The sequence below is a fragment of the Streptomyces sp. NPDC052687 genome (assembly GCF_040678395.1).
Lineage (GTDB): Bacteria > Actinomycetota > Actinomycetes > Streptomycetales > Streptomycetaceae > Streptomyces.
The window spans coordinates 141,185-157,153 of record NZ_JBFATR010000002.1 but is presented as its reverse complement, the minus strand read 5'-3'; the positions used below and the strand labels follow the sequence as shown (position 1 = coordinate 157,153).

The window sequence follows — 15,969 nt, the reverse complement described above, 5'->3', positions numbered from 1 at the left end:
TGTCACTGGGGGGTGTCATCGGCCGGTGGCCCTCCGGACGCGGCCGACGGGTCGCCCTCCAGCGGCGGCGCCTGCACCCCGCAGTGGGTACGGCACTGCGGGTGGCGGCAGTCCGGCGCGGGCCGGCGTACGGTCGCCCAGGCCAGGGCCGCGCCCACGGCGAGCACGCCCGCGCACCACAGCATGGCCCGGCCGAACGCGTCGTCGAAGGCGGCCGGCGAGCGGTACGCCTCCGGCCCCATCCCGGCGAGCAGCGGCAGCGCGGCGACCGCGACCAGGCCCGCCGCCCGCGCGGCGGCGTTGTTGATGCCGCTGGCCAGACCCGCCCGCGCGGTGTCGACGGAGCCGAGGACGGTCGCGGTCAGCGGGGCGACGAGGGTGACCATGCCGAGGCCGAGCACCAGCAACGCGGGCAGCACGTCCGCGGCGTACGACGCCTCCGGCCCGACCCGCAGCATCAGCAGCATGCCCGCCGCGCACAGCAGCGGCCCCACGGTCAGCGGCAGGCGGGGACCGGTCTTCTCGCCCAGCTCGCCGGCGCGGGCGGAGAACAGCAGCATCAGGGCCGTGGCCGGCAGCAGGGCGGTGCCCGCGCCGAGCGCCGAGTAACCGGAGACGACCTGGAGCTGGAGGACGGCGAGGAAGAAGAAGCCGCCGAAGGCCGCGTACACGCACAGGGTGATCAGGTTGACCGCGGTGAACTGGCGGGAGGCGAAGATGTCGGGCGGCATCATCGGGTCCGGCCGCCGCCGCTCGACGCCGACGAACGCGACGGCGGCGAGCAGGCCCGCGCCCGCCGTGACGACCACGGTCAGGGCGCCCGCGTGCGCCTCGATCAGGGCGTACGTCAGCAGTGCCAGCGCCAGCGCGCCCAGCGCGGCGCCGAGGACGTCGAAGCGGCCGCGCGCGCCCGGGTCCGCGGACTCGGGTACGTGACGCAGGGCGACCAGCACGCACAGCAGGGCCGGCGGGACGTTGATCAGGAACACCCAGCGCCAGCCGGGCCCGTCCACCAGCCAGCCGCCCAGGAACGGTCCGACGGCCGCGCCGATGCCGCCGAACCCGGACCACAGGCCGACCGCCCGGCCCCGGTCGTCGGGGTGGAAGGAGGCCTGGATCAGCGCCAGCGACCCGGGGGTGAGCAGGGCGCCGCCGACGCCCTGGAGGGCGCGGGCGGCGACCAGTACGCCCGCGTTCGGGGCGAGCCCGCACAGCAGGGAGGCGACGGCGAACCACACCACGCCGAGGACGAAGACCCTGCGGCGGCCGTAGCGGTCGCCGAGCGCCCCGCCGAGCAGGATCAGCCCGGCCAGGGTCAGGAGGTACGCGTTGACCGTCCACTGGAGCACCGCCAGGTCGGCGTCCAGGTCGCGGCCGATGCGGGGCAGGGCGACGCCCACGACCGTGGAGTCCAGCAGGACCATGGCGGAGCCGAGGACCGTGGCGAGCAGAAGCCACCTGCCCTGGGGGGAGGCCAGCCGGACGTCGGGCATGTTCCCAGGTATACAGCGAGCCCGGTGCCGGGGCACCGGGCTCGACGCGTACGGCTCAGCGCCGCAGGGAGTGACGGCTCGGCGCCGCCGGGGTGACCGGTCGGCGCCGCCGGGCTCACTTCAGCTTCGTACCGGCCGACCGCAGGCTCTGGCAGGCCTCGACGACCCGCTGGGCCATGCCCGCCTCGGCCAGCTTGCCCCAGGTGCGCGGGTCGTAGGTCTTCTTGGAGCCGACCTCGCCGTCGACCTTGAGGACGCCGTCGTAGTTCTTGAACATGTGGTCGGCGACCGGACGCGTGAAGGCGTACTGGGTGTCCGTGTCGATGTTCATCTTCACGACGCCGTTCTCCAGCGCGGTGTGGATCTCCTCGATGGTGGAGCCGGAACCGCCGTGGAAGACGAAGTCGAACGGGGAGGCCTTGCCGAACTTGGCGGCGACGCCCTCGTTCAGCTCCTTCAGCAGCTCGGGGCGGAGCACGACGTTGCCCGGCTTGTACACGCCGTGGACGTTGCCGAAGGACGCGGCCAGCAGGTAGCGGCCCTTCTCGCCCAGGCCCAGGGCCTCGGCGGTGCGGATCGCGTCGTCGACGGTGGTGTACAGCTCGTCGTTGATCTCGTGGGTGACGCCGTCCTCCTCACCGCCGGTGGGGGTGATCTCCACCTCGAGGATGATCCTGGCGGCCTGGGCGCGGGCCAGCAGCTCCTGGCCGATGGCCAGGTTGTCGGCCAGGGTCTCCGCGGAGCCGTCCCACATGTGGGACTGGAACAGCGGGTTCTCGCCGCGCGCGACGCGCTCCTCGGAGATCGCCAGCAGCGGGCGGACGTACCCGTCGAGCTTGTCCTTCGGGCAGTGGTCGGTGTGCAGGGCGATCGTCACGTCGTACTTCTTGGCGACGATGTGCGCGAACTCGGCCAGGGCGACCGCGCCGGTGACCATGTCCTTGTTGTGCTGGCCGCCCAGGAACTCGGCGCCGCCCGTCGAGATCTGGATGATGCCGTCGCTCTCGGCCTCGGCGAAGCCGCGCAGCGCCGCGTGCAGGGTCTGCGACGAGGTGACGTTGATGGCCGGGTAGGCGAACTTGCCTGCCTTCGCCCGGTCGAGCATCTCGTTGTAGACCTCGGGGGTTGCGATGGGCATCTGTCCGCTCCTTGTATGTGCGGGTGGGCGTGTGGTGCGTTTACGGCCCTGACCTAGACCATGGGGGCGACGTCATCGTCGGCCCCATCTTTCCAGACTCGGCCGGAAGGTCCATGGGGCCGTCCGAGCCGTGGGCGGCCCAGAAGGCCGCGAGGTCAGTCGAGGCCCAGCTCGTCCTTGGAGAAGGCGTACAGGTAGGGCACCCCCGCGCCCTCCTGGATCTTCTCCGCGGCGCCGGTCGCCCGGTCGACGATGGTCGCGACGGCGACGACCTCGGCGCCCGCCTCGCGCACCGCCTCCACCGCGGTCAGCGGGGAGCCGCCGGTGGTGGAGGTGTCCTCGACCACCAGCACCCGGCGGCCGGCGATGTCCGGGCCCTCGACACGGCGCTGGAGGCCGTGTGCCTTGGCGGCCTTGCGGACGACGAACGCGTCCAGCCGCTGCCCGCGCGCGGCGGCGGCGTGCAGCATGGCGGCGGCGACCGGGTCGGCGCCCATGGTCAGGCCGCCGACCGCGTCGAACTCCAGGTCCGCGGTCAGGTCCAGCAGCACCTGGCCGACCAGCGGGGCGGCCTCGCCGTCCAGGGTGATGCGGCGCAGGTCGACGTAGTAGTCGGCCTCGAGACCCGAGGAGAGGGTCACCTTGCCGTGCACCACGGCCTTGTCCTTGATCTGCTGCAGCAGCGCCGCGCGCGCGCCGGGCGGCGTTGCTTCGTTGACGTCCGTCATGCCGAACAGCTTAGAGGCGCGTCCAGCTCCAGGTCGTGGTGGCCTCCAGCGGCTCCAGCGGCGTGACCAGGCGCGGCGCGGTGTTCAGGCCGTTGGGCGGGCCGGTCTGCGGCTCCACGCACACGGCGGCCTCCTGCTCGTCGTAGACGACGACCCACTGCTCGCGGCTGGTGACCTTCAGCCGCAGCACACCGGGCCAGGTCAGGGTGACGTCCACACCGTCGGGCATCCCGAAGCAGTCGTCCCACGGGCCCGGCTTCGGGTCGATCCGGTTGCCGGTGGGCAGGTGGTCCTCGCCGCGCTCCTCCTGCCAGGCCGGGGAGAAGTCGATCTCCACGTCGGCGCCGGCGAGGGTGCGGTGGAACCACGGGTGCCAGCCCACCTGCGCCGGGAAGGACGACGCGTACGTCTCGACGGCCATCGTCAGCGTCAGGGCGTCCGGGGTCAGGGCGAACACCTGGGTGACCCGGCCGGGGTAGGGCCAGGGGTCGGTCAGGTCGTACGTGAGGACCGCCTCGTCCGCGGTGGCGCGGGCCACGTTCCACGCGGCGTCGCGGGCGGTGCCGTGGATGGCGTGCGGGGGAGCGTTCAGCGGCAACTGGCGCTCCTCCGCGCCGTCCCGGAACCGGCCGTCGCGGATCCGGCCGCACCAGGGCACCATCGGGAAGCAGCCGAAACGGTCGCCCTGCCGCAGCAGCTCGGTCCCGCCGAGCCGCAGTCCCGCGACCCGGCCGCCGTTGCCGGGTGCGAGGGTCACCTCCGCGTCTCCCGCGGTCAGCGTGATGTCTTCGTTACTCACGAGACGACCCTACTGGGCTGATCAAGAGGGCGTACCCGCCTTTCGGACACGGGCCGGGGCACCCCCTAGCGGGCGGGCACCCCCTAGCGGCGTCTGCGCAGGGCCCTGCCCACGACGATCGCCGAGGCGACGGCCAGGGCCGCGGCGGGGGCCGCCCAGCGCAGGACGCCGGAGCGGGCCACCGTCTGCGGGGTGGGCACGGGGGCGTACCGGCCGCGCGGCGGGGCGTGGTCGACCTCCTCCGCGCTGCGGCCGATCATCGTGCGCCGGGCGTGCGCGGCCTCGGCGGGCGGCTGCGAGGAGTCCCACGAGGCATCGGACTCGCCCGCGTCGTCGGTGTCCGGGGCGAGGGAGGGCGGCGGGACCTCGGTGTCGAAGAGGGAGGCCTTGGCCTCGGCCCGGGTCACGTCGTCGGGCGCGGGCGCGGTCCGCGGGGCCTCCTCGCCGCCGGCCGGCGGGGCCTCCTCGCCGCCGGTGGCCGCGGGCTCGTCGTCCGCCTCGTCCCCCAGGTTCTCCGCGAAACGGTTCAGCAGCCGGGTCGCCGCGGAGCGCACCGCGTCCTGGGGCAGCTCGGTGATCCGGCCGTCCGCCGAGGCCGTGCCCTCGAAGACGACGGTGGTGCCCTCGTCCTCGGGGCGCAGACGCAGGGTCAGGGAGAGCTTGACGGTGCCGGTGCCGCGGGTCTCGGTGCCCTCGCCGACGAGGGTGTGCGCCCCGTCGTCGCGCGCGGAGACCTCGGCCGTGCCCCGGTAGGTGATGGTGGTGCCGCCCGCCCGGAGTTTCAGCCGCCCCGCGACGGGCTCGGCGCCCGCCTCCTGCTGGAGCCCGGGGACCGCCCGGGCGACCCGCGCGGGGTCCGTGAGCGCCGCCTTGAGCCGGTCGGCCGGTACCGGTACGAACACCTCGTGCTCCATGTCGTCGGAGCCTACCCAGTGACGGCCCGGACACAACCCGCCCGGCAGCCGCCCGTCACCCCCGCGTCACCCGCCCGCGGCGCCCGGCCCGCCCGGTGTCACCAGCCCCTGCGCACCAGGGCCGTGACCCTCACCGTCGCCGCCGCCATCGCGGGCGGCGACGGCCTCACCGCGGCCGGGCCGGCCGCCGCCAGCTCGTCCCAGGGCTTCGTCTCGGGGACCAACGGCGTGAAGGACGAACTGGGGCGGGAAGCACAAGGTCACCTTCAAGCGCATCGGCGGCAAGTACCTGCTGAAGGTCAACGACGCCAAGGGCTGGAAGGTCGCCCACTACAAGACGCTGAACGTCGTCTGAGCCACCGCCCACGGGGGTGCGACGGCGGCCCGTTCCGCTCCTGGGGGAGGCGGGGCGGGCCGCCGCACGCGCGCGTACGCCGGTCAGTGCCGGTAGCGCGGGTGCATCAGGTCAGTGCCGGTAGCGCGGGTGCATCAGCGTCGACGGTGGCAGCCCCGGCACCCGGGTGGCCGCCGCCGAGGCGCGCCCGGCGGTCAGCCGGGCGGGGGTGAGGGTGCGGGGGCGCGGCGCGCCGGGGCGGCCGTCCAGGCGCAGCGGCGGGCGGGCGCCAGGCGCGGCGAGGATGAGGCCGCGGTCGCGGGTGTCGAGGTAGGGGGTGGTGTGCAGGCCGGCGGCGTGCAGGGTGCTGTCGACGGTCCAGTAGACGCGGGGGCGGACGGTCGCCGGGCCCGTGTGGACCACCAGCCGGCCGTCCGGGGCGAGGGCGCGGCGGGCCAGGCCGTAGAACTCCTGCGAGTACAGCTGGGGGCCGGCCGCGAGGCGCGGGCCGGGCAGGTCGGCGACGACCACGTCGTACGCGGCGTGCGGCGCCCCGCGCAGCCAGCGGAAGGCGTCCGCCGTGGTGACCCGCACGCGCGGGTCGTCGTAGGCGTGGCCGTTGAGCGCGGACAGTGCCGGGTCCGTCCGCGCGAGCCGCACCAGCTGGGCGTCGCGTTCCACCACGCGCACCCGCCGCACTCCCGCGAAGCGCAGCACCTCCCGCGCGGCCAGCCCGTCGCCGCCGCCGAGGATCAGCACGCGCGCGTGCGGGCCGTTCATCGCGGGGTGGACCAGCGCCTCGTGGTAGCGGTGTCCGTCGCGGGCGCTGACCCGCAGCCGGCCGTCGAGGAACAGGTCCAGGGGGCGGCCGCGGGTGCCGCCGGTGAGGACGACCTCCTGGACGTCGGTGCGCAGCGCGACCCGGACGTCCGCCCCGTACACGGCGGTCCGCGCGGCGCGTTCGAAGTCGTCGACGAGGACGGCGGCCCCGCCGAGCACGCCGAGCACGGTGACGTTGACGGCCAGCAGCGCCAGCCGGGCGCGGCGGGTGAGGTCGCGGCCGAACAGGCCGAGCACCAGGGCGCCGCCTGCCGCGACGTTGACCGCGCCGGTGAGCAGCGCGCCCGTCAACTGGCCCATCAGCGGCAGCAGGAGGAAGGGGAAGGCGAGGCCGCCGACCAGCGCGCCGACGTAGTCCGCGGCGAACAGGTCGGCCACCGCGCGGCCCGCGTCCTGGCGGCGGACGCGCTGGATGAGTTCCATCAGCAGCGGGATCTCGGCGCCGATCAGCAGGCCGATGGTGAGCGAGAAGGCGACCATCAGCGCCCGGGGCGCGCCGCCCCACAGTCCGTCCCAGTCGCCGGCCCACGCGAAGACGGCGTACAGGGCCATCGCGCTGCAGCCGCCGACCAGGGCGAGCGTCGCCTCGATGGCGCCGAAGCCGACGGCGGCGCGGCGGCGCAGCCGCTTCGCGACCAGGGAGCCGATGCCCATCGCGAAGACCATGACGGACAGCACGACGGACGTCTGGGTGACCGAGTCGCCCGTCAAGTACGCCGCGAGAGCCAGCAGTTCGAGTTCGTACACGAGTCCGCAGGCCGCGCAGACGAACACGCCCGCGAGGACCAGGCACCGCCCGGTTCCCGGACGGACGGGCAGCCGCGCGGGACCGCGCCGGGACGGCGGGGCGCCGGGCCGCGCCGGCGCGTGCGGATCGATCACGACTGCGACGTTACGTCACGGGTGTGGCGCGCTTCGTCACCCACACGTGTGGATCTGCGGGCGGACGGCGCACCGCGGGTTTGAACCGTGTCAGGCCTTCACCGGCACCCGGTTGCCGACCCGGGTGCGCGTCGCCACCAGCTGCCCGTCCTGGGGATAGGCGTGCCACGTGCGCCAGTGCACCTGGCCCTCGTGGCGCTGCGCCAGCATGGCGGTGAAGGCGTGCGGGCTGCCGGGGAAGACACCGGCGAGGCCGTTGGGGTGGTCGGAGACGAGGGCGAGGAGTTCCTGGGCGCGGCCGGCGAAGGAGCCCGGTGACAGCACCTCGACGCGGGCGGCGAACTCGTACTCCCAGTCGCCGACCCGCTTGGCGACGCCGAGCGGCAGGGGTGTGCTGCTGCCGGGGATGCACGCCACCGTCTCCGAACAGGTGCCCCGCTCCTCCTCCACGAGCACCTGGTGGGAGGCGCCGAGCAGGCGCAACTGGAGCTTGGCACCGGCCAGTTCGAGGTCGAGCGTGGCGAGGGCGGGCAGGGGTTCACGGCCCAGGGCCCAGGCGAGGTCGGCCGCGCGCGTGTCGGTGTAGGAGGTGTTCAGGGTCGTGAGCATGGATCGGCTCCGCTAGCACGCAAAGAGAGATCGACGCCGGGAGATCGGCCCGGTCAGCCCAGCCAGGAAGGGTGTCCGCCAGGACGTCCGAGGGGCTGCGTTGGTGATGAGAGGGAACCATGAACAGTGGCACCGCCACAGCGGTTTTACCCAACTTCGTAGGATTTCCATCCCTCAGAGGGCTCCCCAGCTCAACTGTTCAACCAGGGCGTACGCCTCCGCGTCGACGGCGCGCGCCGGAGCGGGGCGCGAACAGGCGGGCGCCCGCCGGTCGTCGCCGGCGGGCGCCCTGGGGATGCGGTTCCCCCCGCGGAGCTCGGCTGCCCCGTGTCAGCTGCCTCCCCCGCATCCTCCGCCGCCCCCGCAGGAGGACCCGCCTCCGCAGGACGACGACGAGCCGCTCCCGCAGGAGTGCCCGCCCGAGCTGTGCCCCGAGGACCCGGACCCCGAGTCCGACGACGACGAGTCCGAGGACGACGAACCGCTGTCCCCCACGCCCGCCGCGCCGACCACCCACCAGCTGCTGTCCGCGCTGCTGCTGCCGTGCGTGCTGCCGCCCGACCCGGCGCGGCCCCCCGACCGCACCGGCCCCCGCGCGGGCGCCCGCCGGGCACTCCGGCTCGCCAGCACACCCGCCGCGATGACTACGGCCACGACCGCCAGGATGATGCCGATGACCATGGCGCCACCCTCCTTTCTTCCCCCGAAGCGGCCCCCCGTGGGCGCCTCGTGTCGTGCGTGCCCGGGGGATGCCCGCCCCGCACGACGGCCAAAGCTGAGTTGAGCAACTCCAGAGCTTCGGGCGGAGGACGGCCGGACGGACGCCGGCCTCGCGGGCTGAGTGGTGGCCGTCCGGCGCGGTACGGCCGTGACCGGTTGGTCAGTCGGTCCTGGTGAAGGTGCCGAGGCCGGTGGTGTCGAGGTTTTCGACGCGGACCTTTTCCGCGCGGCCGTCGGCGGCGACGGTGAAGGTCACGCCGGAGAGGCCGACGGCGTTCTCGCCGGTGGTGCGGTAGCTGAAGGTGTCGCCGTCGTAGTGGCGCAGGGGGAACTCCCGCTTCGCGGGCCCGAGTCGCATGGTGAGGTCGCCGTCCCGGGCGCTGACGGTCATCGGGCCGTAGTAGTCGTTGGCGTACGTGCCGGTGTAGGCGTCGGCCGCCTCGGCGGGGGCGGGTGCGGCGGGGGGCTTGGCGTAGTCGACCGGTGAGCGGCCCGCCGTCAGGCTCTGCTCGATGAGCGGGCCGAGGAAGGCCAGCCAGTCGACGGTGGGCCCGCCCGTCTGCGCGGTGTCGAGGAACGTGGAGGTGATCGCCTCGGGCAGGCCGACGGGTTGGCCGTTGGTCAGGGCGACGATGCCCAGCTTCTCCGAGGGCAGCAGGGCGACGTGGGTGGCCGCCCCCAGCGCGAACCCGCCGGAGTGGCCGAGCTTCAGCCTCCCCTGGTCGTCGTAGCCCACGTTCCAGCCGAGCCCGTAGAACCCGGACCGGCCCGTGGGCGCGTGCGGCGGCTCGGAGAGCATGTGCGGCAGATGGGTCTGTGCCAGCGCGTCGGCGTCGACGACCCGCCGCCCCTCGAAGGTGCCCCCGCCCAGTTGCAGGCGCATCCACTTCGTCATGTCCCGGACCGTGGAACTGGCCCCGCCCGCCGGGCTCTGGGCGTCCGCGTCCCGCACATGGACGGCGCGCCAGGTGTCCCCGCTGCGCACGTGCAGGGCGGCCTTGTCGCGCGCCTTCTCGTAGTCGGCGAAGGAAGAGCTGGTGGAGTCCATGCCCAGCGGCCGGTACAGCTTCTCGGCGGACAGCTCCTCCCAGCTGGTCCCGGCCGCCCGCGCGGTGGCGACGCCGGCCTCGGTCAGCCCGAAGTTGGTGTACGCGTAGTCGGCGCGGAAGGGCGCCGACGGCTCGTACCGCAGGTGGCCCAGGATGTACGAGCGGTCGTAGCCGAGGTCCTCCAGGAGGTCTCCGGCGTGGTCGGGCAGTCCACTGCGGTGCGAGAACAGGTCGGCCAGCGTGACACGGCGGCTGACCCACGGGTCCTTCAGGGCGAAGCCGGGGTCGTGCTCGACGACCGGGTCGTCCCAGCCGACGGTCTTCTCCCCCACGGCCGCGGCGACCACCGTGGACGCGAGCGGCTTGGAGACCGAGGCGAGCTGGAAGACGGTGTCCGCGCCCACCCGGTCCTCCGTGCCCGCCTCGCGCACGCCGAACCCCTTCGCGTACACCACCTCGTCGTCGTGGACCACGCCCACGGCGACACCGGGCACCCCGGTGCGGCGCATGAGATCCCGTACGACGCCGTCCAGCCGGCCGACCGCGGTCTCGACCTCCGCCCGGGTGATCTGCGACGGCGGCTGGGCCGGCGGGACGGTGGGCAACGGCGACGTGGCGGCGGCCGCCCGCGCGACGGCGGCGGTGTCGGTGTCGGACCCGGTGCAGCCGGCGGCCAGGGCCGCCACCAGTCCCGCGGCCGCGACCGCGGCGGCGCGAACGGAGCGGAAGCGAACGCGATCGTGTCGGGACATAGGCCCATCGAAGACCCGCGCCCGCCGACCGGCACACCGGGGCAGCCGATCAGGGGAACCGGTCAAGGGAACCGGTCAAGGGAAACGGCCGACGGAACCGGCCAGGGGATCCGGCCAGGGGATCCGGTCTGCGAGGCCCGGTTGAGGAAGGCCTCGGCTTCGGCGCAGGATGGCCGCCATGACCTCCACCGCGCGCCCCTTCCTCAACCGCAGCCTCGCCGAGTTCGGCACGACGATCTTCGCCGAGATGTCCGCGCTGGCCGTGCGGACCGGAGCGATCAACCTGGGCCAGGGCTTCCCCGACACGGACGGCCCCGAGGAGATCCGCGAGGCGGCCGTACGGGCGCTGCGCGACGGACGCGGCAACCAGTACCCGCCGGGCCCCGGCGTCCCCGAGCTGCGCGCCGCGATCGCCGCGCACCAGGAGCGCCGCTACGGCCTGGCCTTCGACCCGGACACCGAGGTGCTGGTCACGGTGGGCGCGACCGAGGCGATCGCCGCCTCCCTGCTGGCCCTGCTGGAGCCCGGTGACGAGGTGATCGCGCTGGAGCCGTACTACGACTCGTACGCGGCCTGCATCGCGATGGCGGGCGGGCGGCGGGTGCCCGTGACACTGCGGCCGGACGGCGACACGTTCCGGCTCGATCTGGACGAGCTGCGCGCCGCGGTCACCGACCGCACCCGGCTGCTGCTGGTCAACACCCCGCACAACCCGACCGGCACCGTGCTCACCCGAGCCGAGCTGGCCGCGATCGCGGAGCTGGCGGTGGAGCGGGACCTGCTCGTGGTGACCGACGAGGTGTACGAGCACCTGGTGTTCGACGACGCCGAGCACGTGCCGCTGGCGACGTTCCCCGGGATGCGGGAGCGGACGGTGACGATCGGGTCGGCGGGCAAGAGCTTCTCGTTCACCGGCTGGAAAGTCGGCTGGATCACCGCGCCGGCCGGGCTGGTCACGGCCGTCCGGTCGGCGAAGCAGTACCTGACGTACGTGGCGTCGGGGCCGTTCCAGTACGCGGTGGCCGAGGCGCTGGCGCTGCCCGAGTCGTACTTCGACGCCTTCCGCGCCGACATGCGCGCCAAGCGGGATCTGCTTGCGGCGGGACTGGCGAAGGCGGGCTTCGGCGTCTTCCGCACCACCGGCACGTACTTCGTCACCACCGACGTCCGGCCCCTCGGCGAGCGGGACGGCTTCGCCTTCTGCCGCGCGCTGCCCGAGCGGGCGGGGGTGGTGGCCATCCCCAACGCGGTCTTCTACGACCACCGCGACGAGGGCGCGCCGTTCGTCCGGTTCGCCTTCTGCAAGCGGACGGCGGTGCTGGAGGAGGCGGTACGGCGGCTCACGTCCCTCGCGGGCTGAGCCGCCGTATCCACAGGCTGTGGACGGGCGAGGGGATTACTCCTCGTCCTCCGGCTTGTCCGCGTCGTCGATCTCCTGCTCCAGGCCGAGCTGCTCGATCAGCCACTTGTCGAACTCGATCGCCGCGCGCACCCAGCTGACCGTCGACGACACGAAGAACTCCAGGTTGACCCCGGGACCGATCAGCATCTGCGCCTCGCCGATGAGGCGGACGGTGCCGTCGTCGTGGGTGTGCGTGTAGACCTTCGGCCACAGGGTGCGGCGGTTCCAGTCGTCGATCGACTCCAGCAGTCGCGCCTTCTCCTCGATGTCGTGCGGGCGGTCGTAGAACGTCCGCACCGAGAAGACCTGCTGGTCGCCCTCACCGCGGAACATGAAGTACGTACGGAACTGCTCCCACGGCGCCGCGAGGTCGCCTTCTTCGTCGACGACGTACTTCAGCTCCATCTGGTCCAGGAGCTGCTTCACAAGGTCCTGATTCGGGACGACGGGGCCCGCCGGTCCTTGGGGCTGCGGCTGGGGCTGGCCCCCGAAGTTCGGAATCGAGGACGGGTCGATGCTCACCGTGAATTTCCCTTCGTACGGATCCCGCCATCCTCCCCCATGCGGGGCGGGGGGTGGCAAGCCCCGACGCGGCCTGTCAGCCTTCGGCTGACATGATCCGGCCGGTCGGCGCGGAGCCGGTGAACAGCGGGGAGACGGTATGGCACGGGGACGCGTCCGATGGGGGCCGGTGGCGGCGGTCGGGGCGCTCCCCGCACTGCTGTCGGTCTGGCTGGTCGCGGAGGTGGTGACCGCCGCGGCCTCCCCTTCCGACTATCCACGCGGCGGCGGGCCCAAGCAGGCACCGTGCGCCGAAGCGCTCGCGTTCGGCGGGGCACGGCTGCCGGAGCGCGCGTACGACACGGACTGCACCGTCGAGAGTTGGCTGGACACCCGCTACGCGGCCGAGTTCCGCCTCCCGCGCGCCGATCTCTCCGGCTGGCTCGACCGCACCTACCCGGGCGTGCCCCGGCGCACGGACCTCTGCGCGGGCGACACGACCGACCTCTGCGTGAGAGTCGGCTTCACCGACGAGGACGTCCACATGCCCGGCGAGACCTCCCCGGGCTTCGGCGCGCACACCGCCGAGGTACTCGTGGACCACGAGAGCCCGGACACGGTCCTGGTGCGCTTCTCGGCGTTCACGGTATGACCGGCGGACGCACCCGTCGCACAGCCACCGCGGGGCGCGGGACGGCTGCCGGGGGGACGGTCGGGCGCGCGCGACGTGGGCCTGAGCCCGCACGCCCTGAGGGGCGACGCACGCGACGCGCAGCCACCGTGGGGCGCAGTCACCGTGGGACGCGGCCCCCGCGTGCCCTACGGCCGCGCTGAGGGCCGACCGCAGGAACCACCGCGCCCCGCCACGCCGGAGCCGAGCCGGGGACGCCGGGGGACGGCTGCCGGGGGAAGGGCGGGCCCGCGCGACGTGGGCCTCGGGCCGCACGCCCCCGAGGGCGACGCACGCGACGCGCAGCCGCCGTGGGGTGCGACCCCCACGTGCCCTACGGCCACCGCGGGGCACGCGGCTTCCCAGACCGCCGTGCCCCGGCGTACCGGCCGCCGAGACCGCCGTGCCCCGCCGGGCCGGCCGCCGGAGCCGGGGTCGGCTACAGCGGCCGGTGCCGGGTCGGCTGCGGCGGCCGGTGCCGGGTCGGCTGCGGCGGCCGGTGCCGGGGTCAGAGGGTCTTGCCCAGGTCCGCCGGCTGCGGGGACGTGGCCGGGCCCACGTGGAGGCCGTCGGGGGAGCGGGTGACACGGACCGTGTCGCCGTCCTTGATCTCGCCGGAGAGGATCTCCTTGGCGAGGCGGTCGCCGATGGCGGTCTGGACGAGGCGGCGCAGCGGGCGGGCGCCGTAGGCCGGGTCCAGGCCCTCCTCCGCGAGCCAGGCCAGCGCCTCGGGCGTGATGTCGAGGGTGAGGCGCCGCTCGGCGAGGCGCTGGGCGAGACGGTCGATCTGCAGGCGCGCGATGTGCTCCAGCTCCGGCTTGGTCAGCGCCGAGAACACCACGAGGTCGTCGAGCCGGTTCAGGAACTCCGGCTTGAAGGAGGCCCGGACCACCTCCAGCACCTGCTCCTTCTTCTCGGCCTCGGTGGTGAGCGGGTCGACCAGGAACTGGCTGCCCAGGTTCGACGTCAGCACCAGGATGGTGTTGCGGAAGTCGACCGTGCGGCCCTGGCCGTCGGTGAGCCGGCCGTCGTCCAGCACCTGGAGCAGGATGTCGAAGACCTCGGGGTGGGCCTTCTCCACCTCGTCCAGCAGGACCACGGAGTACGGGCGGCGCCGGACCGCCTCGGTGAGCTGGCCGCCCTCCTCGTAGCCGACGTATCCGGGCGGCGCGCCGACCAGCCGGGCGACGCTGTGCTTCTCGCCGTACTCCGACATGTCGATGCGGACAATGGCCCGCTCGTCGTCGAAGAGGAAGTCCGCGAGCGCCTTCGCCAGTTCCGTCTTGCCGACGCCCGTCGGGCCGAGGAAGAGGAAGGAGCCGGTGGGCCGGTCGGGGTCGGAGATGCCCGCGCGCGAGCGCCGCACCGCGTCCGACACCGCCCGCACGGCCTCCTGCTGGCCGATCAGCCGCTTGCCGATCTCCTCCTCCATGCGCAGCAGCTTGTGCGTCTCGCCCTCCAGCAGGCGGCCGGCCGGGATGCCGGTCCAGGAGGCGACGACGTCCGCGATGTCGTCGGGACCCACCTCCTCCTTGACCATGGTGTCCTTCGCCACCTCTTCCTCGGCCTCGGAGGCGGCCTCCAGCTCCTTCTCCAGGGCCGGGATCTCGCCGTAGAGCAGCTTGGACGCGGTGTCGAAGTCGCCGTCGCGCTGGGCGCGCTCGGCCTGGCCGCGCAGCTCGTCCAGCTTCTCCTTCAGCTCACCGACCCGGTTCAGGGACTGCTTCTCCTTCTCCCAGCGGGCGGTGAGGCCGCGCAGCTCCTCCTCCTTGTCGGCGAGGTCGCGGCGCAGCTTCTCCAGGCGTTCGCGGGAGGCCTCGTCGGTCTCCCGGCTCAGCGCCAGCTCCTCCATCTTCAGCCGGTCGACGGCGCGCTGGAGCTCGTCGATCTCGACGGGCGAGGAGTCGATCTCCATGCGCAGCCGGGACGCGGCCTCGTCGACGAGGTCGATCGCCTTGTCGGGCAGGAAGCGGGAGGTGATGTACCGGTCGGAGAGCGCGGCGGCGGCGACCAGCGAACTGTCCGCGATCTGCACCTTGTGGTGGGCCTCGTAGCGCCCCTTGAGCCCGCGCAGGATCGCGATGGTGTCCTCGACGCTGGGCTCGGCGACCAGCACCTGCTGGAAGCGGCGCTCCAGCGCGGGGTCCTTCTCGATCCGCTCGCGGTACTCGTCCAGGGTGGTCGCGCCGACCATGCGCAGCTCACCGCGCGCCAGCATCGGCTTGAGCATGTTGCCCGCGTCCATCGCGGAGTCGCCGCCGGCGCCCGCGCCGACCACGGTGTGCAGCTCGTCGATGAAGGTGATGACCTGCCCGTCGGAGGCCTTGATCTCGGCGAGGACCGTCTTCAGCCGCTCCTCGAACTCGCCGCGGTACTTCGCGCCCGCGACCATCGCGCCGAGGTCGAGCGCCACCAGCCGCTTGTCCTTCAGCGACTCGGGCACGTCGCCCTTCACGATCCGCTGGGCGAGCCCCTCGACGACGGCGGTCTTGCCGACGCCGGGCTCACCGATGAGGACCGGGTTGTTCTTCGTACGCCGCGACAGCACCTGCACCACACGCCGGATCTCGGTGTCCCGGCCGATGACCGGGTCGAGCCGGCCCTCGCGGGCGGCGGCGGTGAGGTCGGTGCCGAACTTCTCCAGCGCCTTGTACTGCCCTTCGGGGTCCGGGGTGGTCACCCGGCGTCCGCCGCGGGCGGTGCGGAAGGCCTCCTGCAGCTTCTCGGCGCTCGCGCCCTGCCGGGCGAGCAGCTCGGCGACCTGGCCGCCCTTGGCGGCGAGGCCGATCAGCAGGTGCTCCGTGGACAGGTACTCGTCGCCGAGGTCGCGGGCCCGCGCCTGCGCGTCCGCGATGACGGCGAGCAGCTCCCGGTTGGGCTGCGGCGGAGCGACCGTCGAGCCGGTCACGCTGGGCAGCCCGGCGAGGATCTTCTCGGCGCCGGCGCGGACGGCCGCGAGGTCCGCCTCGACGGCGACGAGCAGGTCGGTGATGTTCTCGTTGTCCTGACCCTGGAGCAGAGCCAGGAGCAGATGAGCCGGCGTGAGGTCCGGGTGCCCCTCCGTCACGGCCCGGTTGCCGGCCGCGTTGATCGCGTCACGGCTCCGGTTGGTCAGCTCGGCGTCCACGTTCGCGTTCT

At 73.8% G+C, this 15,969-nt stretch carries 12 protein-coding genes; 2 read left to right on the top strand and 10 right to left on the bottom strand.

Annotated features, from left to right (window positions below):
• Positions 1 to 2 precede the first annotated feature (2 nt).
• The 8 genes from AB0K92_RS03635 to AB0K92_RS03600 all read right to left on the bottom strand — a co-directional run bounded on the left by AB0K92_RS03635 (position 3) and on the right by AB0K92_RS03600 (position 10,258).
• Complete coding sequence (locus tag AB0K92_RS03635) at positions 3 to 1,493, bottom strand: MFS transporter (RefSeq protein WP_365919032.1); 1,491 nt, start codon at positions 1,491 to 1,493, stop codon at positions 3 to 5.
• Positions 1,494 to 1,608: 115 nt separating this feature from the next.
• Positions 1,609 to 2,631, bottom strand: coding sequence for a class II fructose-bisphosphate aldolase (gene fbaA / locus AB0K92_RS03630; protein WP_166000782.1), 1,023 nt, complete (start codon positions 2,629 to 2,631; stop codon positions 1,609 to 1,611).
• 155 nt (positions 2,632 to 2,786) lie between these two features.
• The gene (gene pyrE, locus AB0K92_RS03625; protein ID WP_166000780.1) at positions 2,787 to 3,359 is read right to left on the bottom strand and encodes an orotate phosphoribosyltransferase; all 573 of its coding nucleotides are present in this window, start codon (positions 3,357 to 3,359) and stop codon (positions 2,787 to 2,789) included.
• A gap of 10 nt (positions 3,360 to 3,369) precedes the next feature.
• Complete coding sequence (locus AB0K92_RS03620; protein ID WP_365919029.1) at positions 3,370 to 4,158, bottom strand: aldose 1-epimerase; 789 nt, start codon at positions 4,156 to 4,158, stop codon at positions 3,370 to 3,372.
• 83 nt (positions 4,159 to 4,241) lie between these two features.
• Complete coding sequence (locus AB0K92_RS03615) at positions 4,242 to 5,072, bottom strand: SRPBCC family protein (RefSeq protein WP_365919027.1); 831 nt, start codon at positions 5,070 to 5,072, stop codon at positions 4,242 to 4,244.
• 466 nt (positions 5,073 to 5,538) lie between these two features.
• Positions 5,539 to 7,128 (bottom strand): polyamine aminopropyltransferase, encoded by a 1,590-nt coding sequence (locus AB0K92_RS03610; protein ID WP_365919025.1) that lies wholly within the window; start codon positions 7,126 to 7,128, stop codon positions 5,539 to 5,541.
• Positions 7,129 to 7,218: 90 nt separating this feature from the next.
• Positions 7,219 to 7,737 (bottom strand): DUF2617 family protein, encoded by a 519-nt coding sequence (locus AB0K92_RS03605; RefSeq protein ID WP_365919023.1) that lies wholly within the window; start codon positions 7,735 to 7,737, stop codon positions 7,219 to 7,221.
• An 880-nt stretch (positions 7,738 to 8,617) separates the two neighbouring features.
• The gene (locus AB0K92_RS03600; protein WP_365919021.1) at positions 8,618 to 10,258 is read right to left on the bottom strand and encodes a serine hydrolase; all 1,641 of its coding nucleotides are present in this window, start codon (positions 10,256 to 10,258) and stop codon (positions 8,618 to 8,620) included.
• Positions 10,259 to 10,427: 169 nt separating this feature from the next.
• Between AB0K92_RS03600 and AB0K92_RS03595 the strand changes: the two genes are divergently transcribed.
• On the top strand, positions 10,428 to 11,618 hold the full coding sequence (locus AB0K92_RS03595) for a pyridoxal phosphate-dependent aminotransferase (RefSeq protein WP_365919019.1): 1,191 nt from the start codon (positions 10,428 to 10,430) through the stop codon (positions 11,616 to 11,618).
• Between the two features lie 36 nt (positions 11,619 to 11,654).
• Here AB0K92_RS03595 and AB0K92_RS03590 read toward each other — a convergent pair whose 3' ends face one another.
• The gene (locus AB0K92_RS03590) at positions 11,655 to 12,182 is read right to left on the bottom strand and encodes a YbjN domain-containing protein (RefSeq protein ID WP_365919017.1); all 528 of its coding nucleotides are present in this window, start codon (positions 12,180 to 12,182) and stop codon (positions 11,655 to 11,657) included.
• A 139-nt stretch (positions 12,183 to 12,321) separates the two neighbouring features.
• Here AB0K92_RS03590 and AB0K92_RS03585 point away from each other — a divergent pair, with 139 nt between their 5' ends.
• Complete coding sequence (locus AB0K92_RS03585) at positions 12,322 to 12,813, top strand: hypothetical protein (RefSeq protein WP_365919015.1); 492 nt, start codon at positions 12,322 to 12,324, stop codon at positions 12,811 to 12,813.
• A 526-nt stretch (positions 12,814 to 13,339) separates the two neighbouring features.
• On the opposite strand, the gene clpB is transcribed toward AB0K92_RS03585, so the two are convergent.
• Positions 13,340 to 15,958 (bottom strand): ATP-dependent chaperone ClpB, encoded by a 2,619-nt coding sequence (gene clpB, locus AB0K92_RS03580; protein WP_365919013.1) that lies wholly within the window; start codon positions 15,956 to 15,958, stop codon positions 13,340 to 13,342.
• Between the last annotated feature and the right edge of the window lie 11 nt (positions 15,959 to 15,969).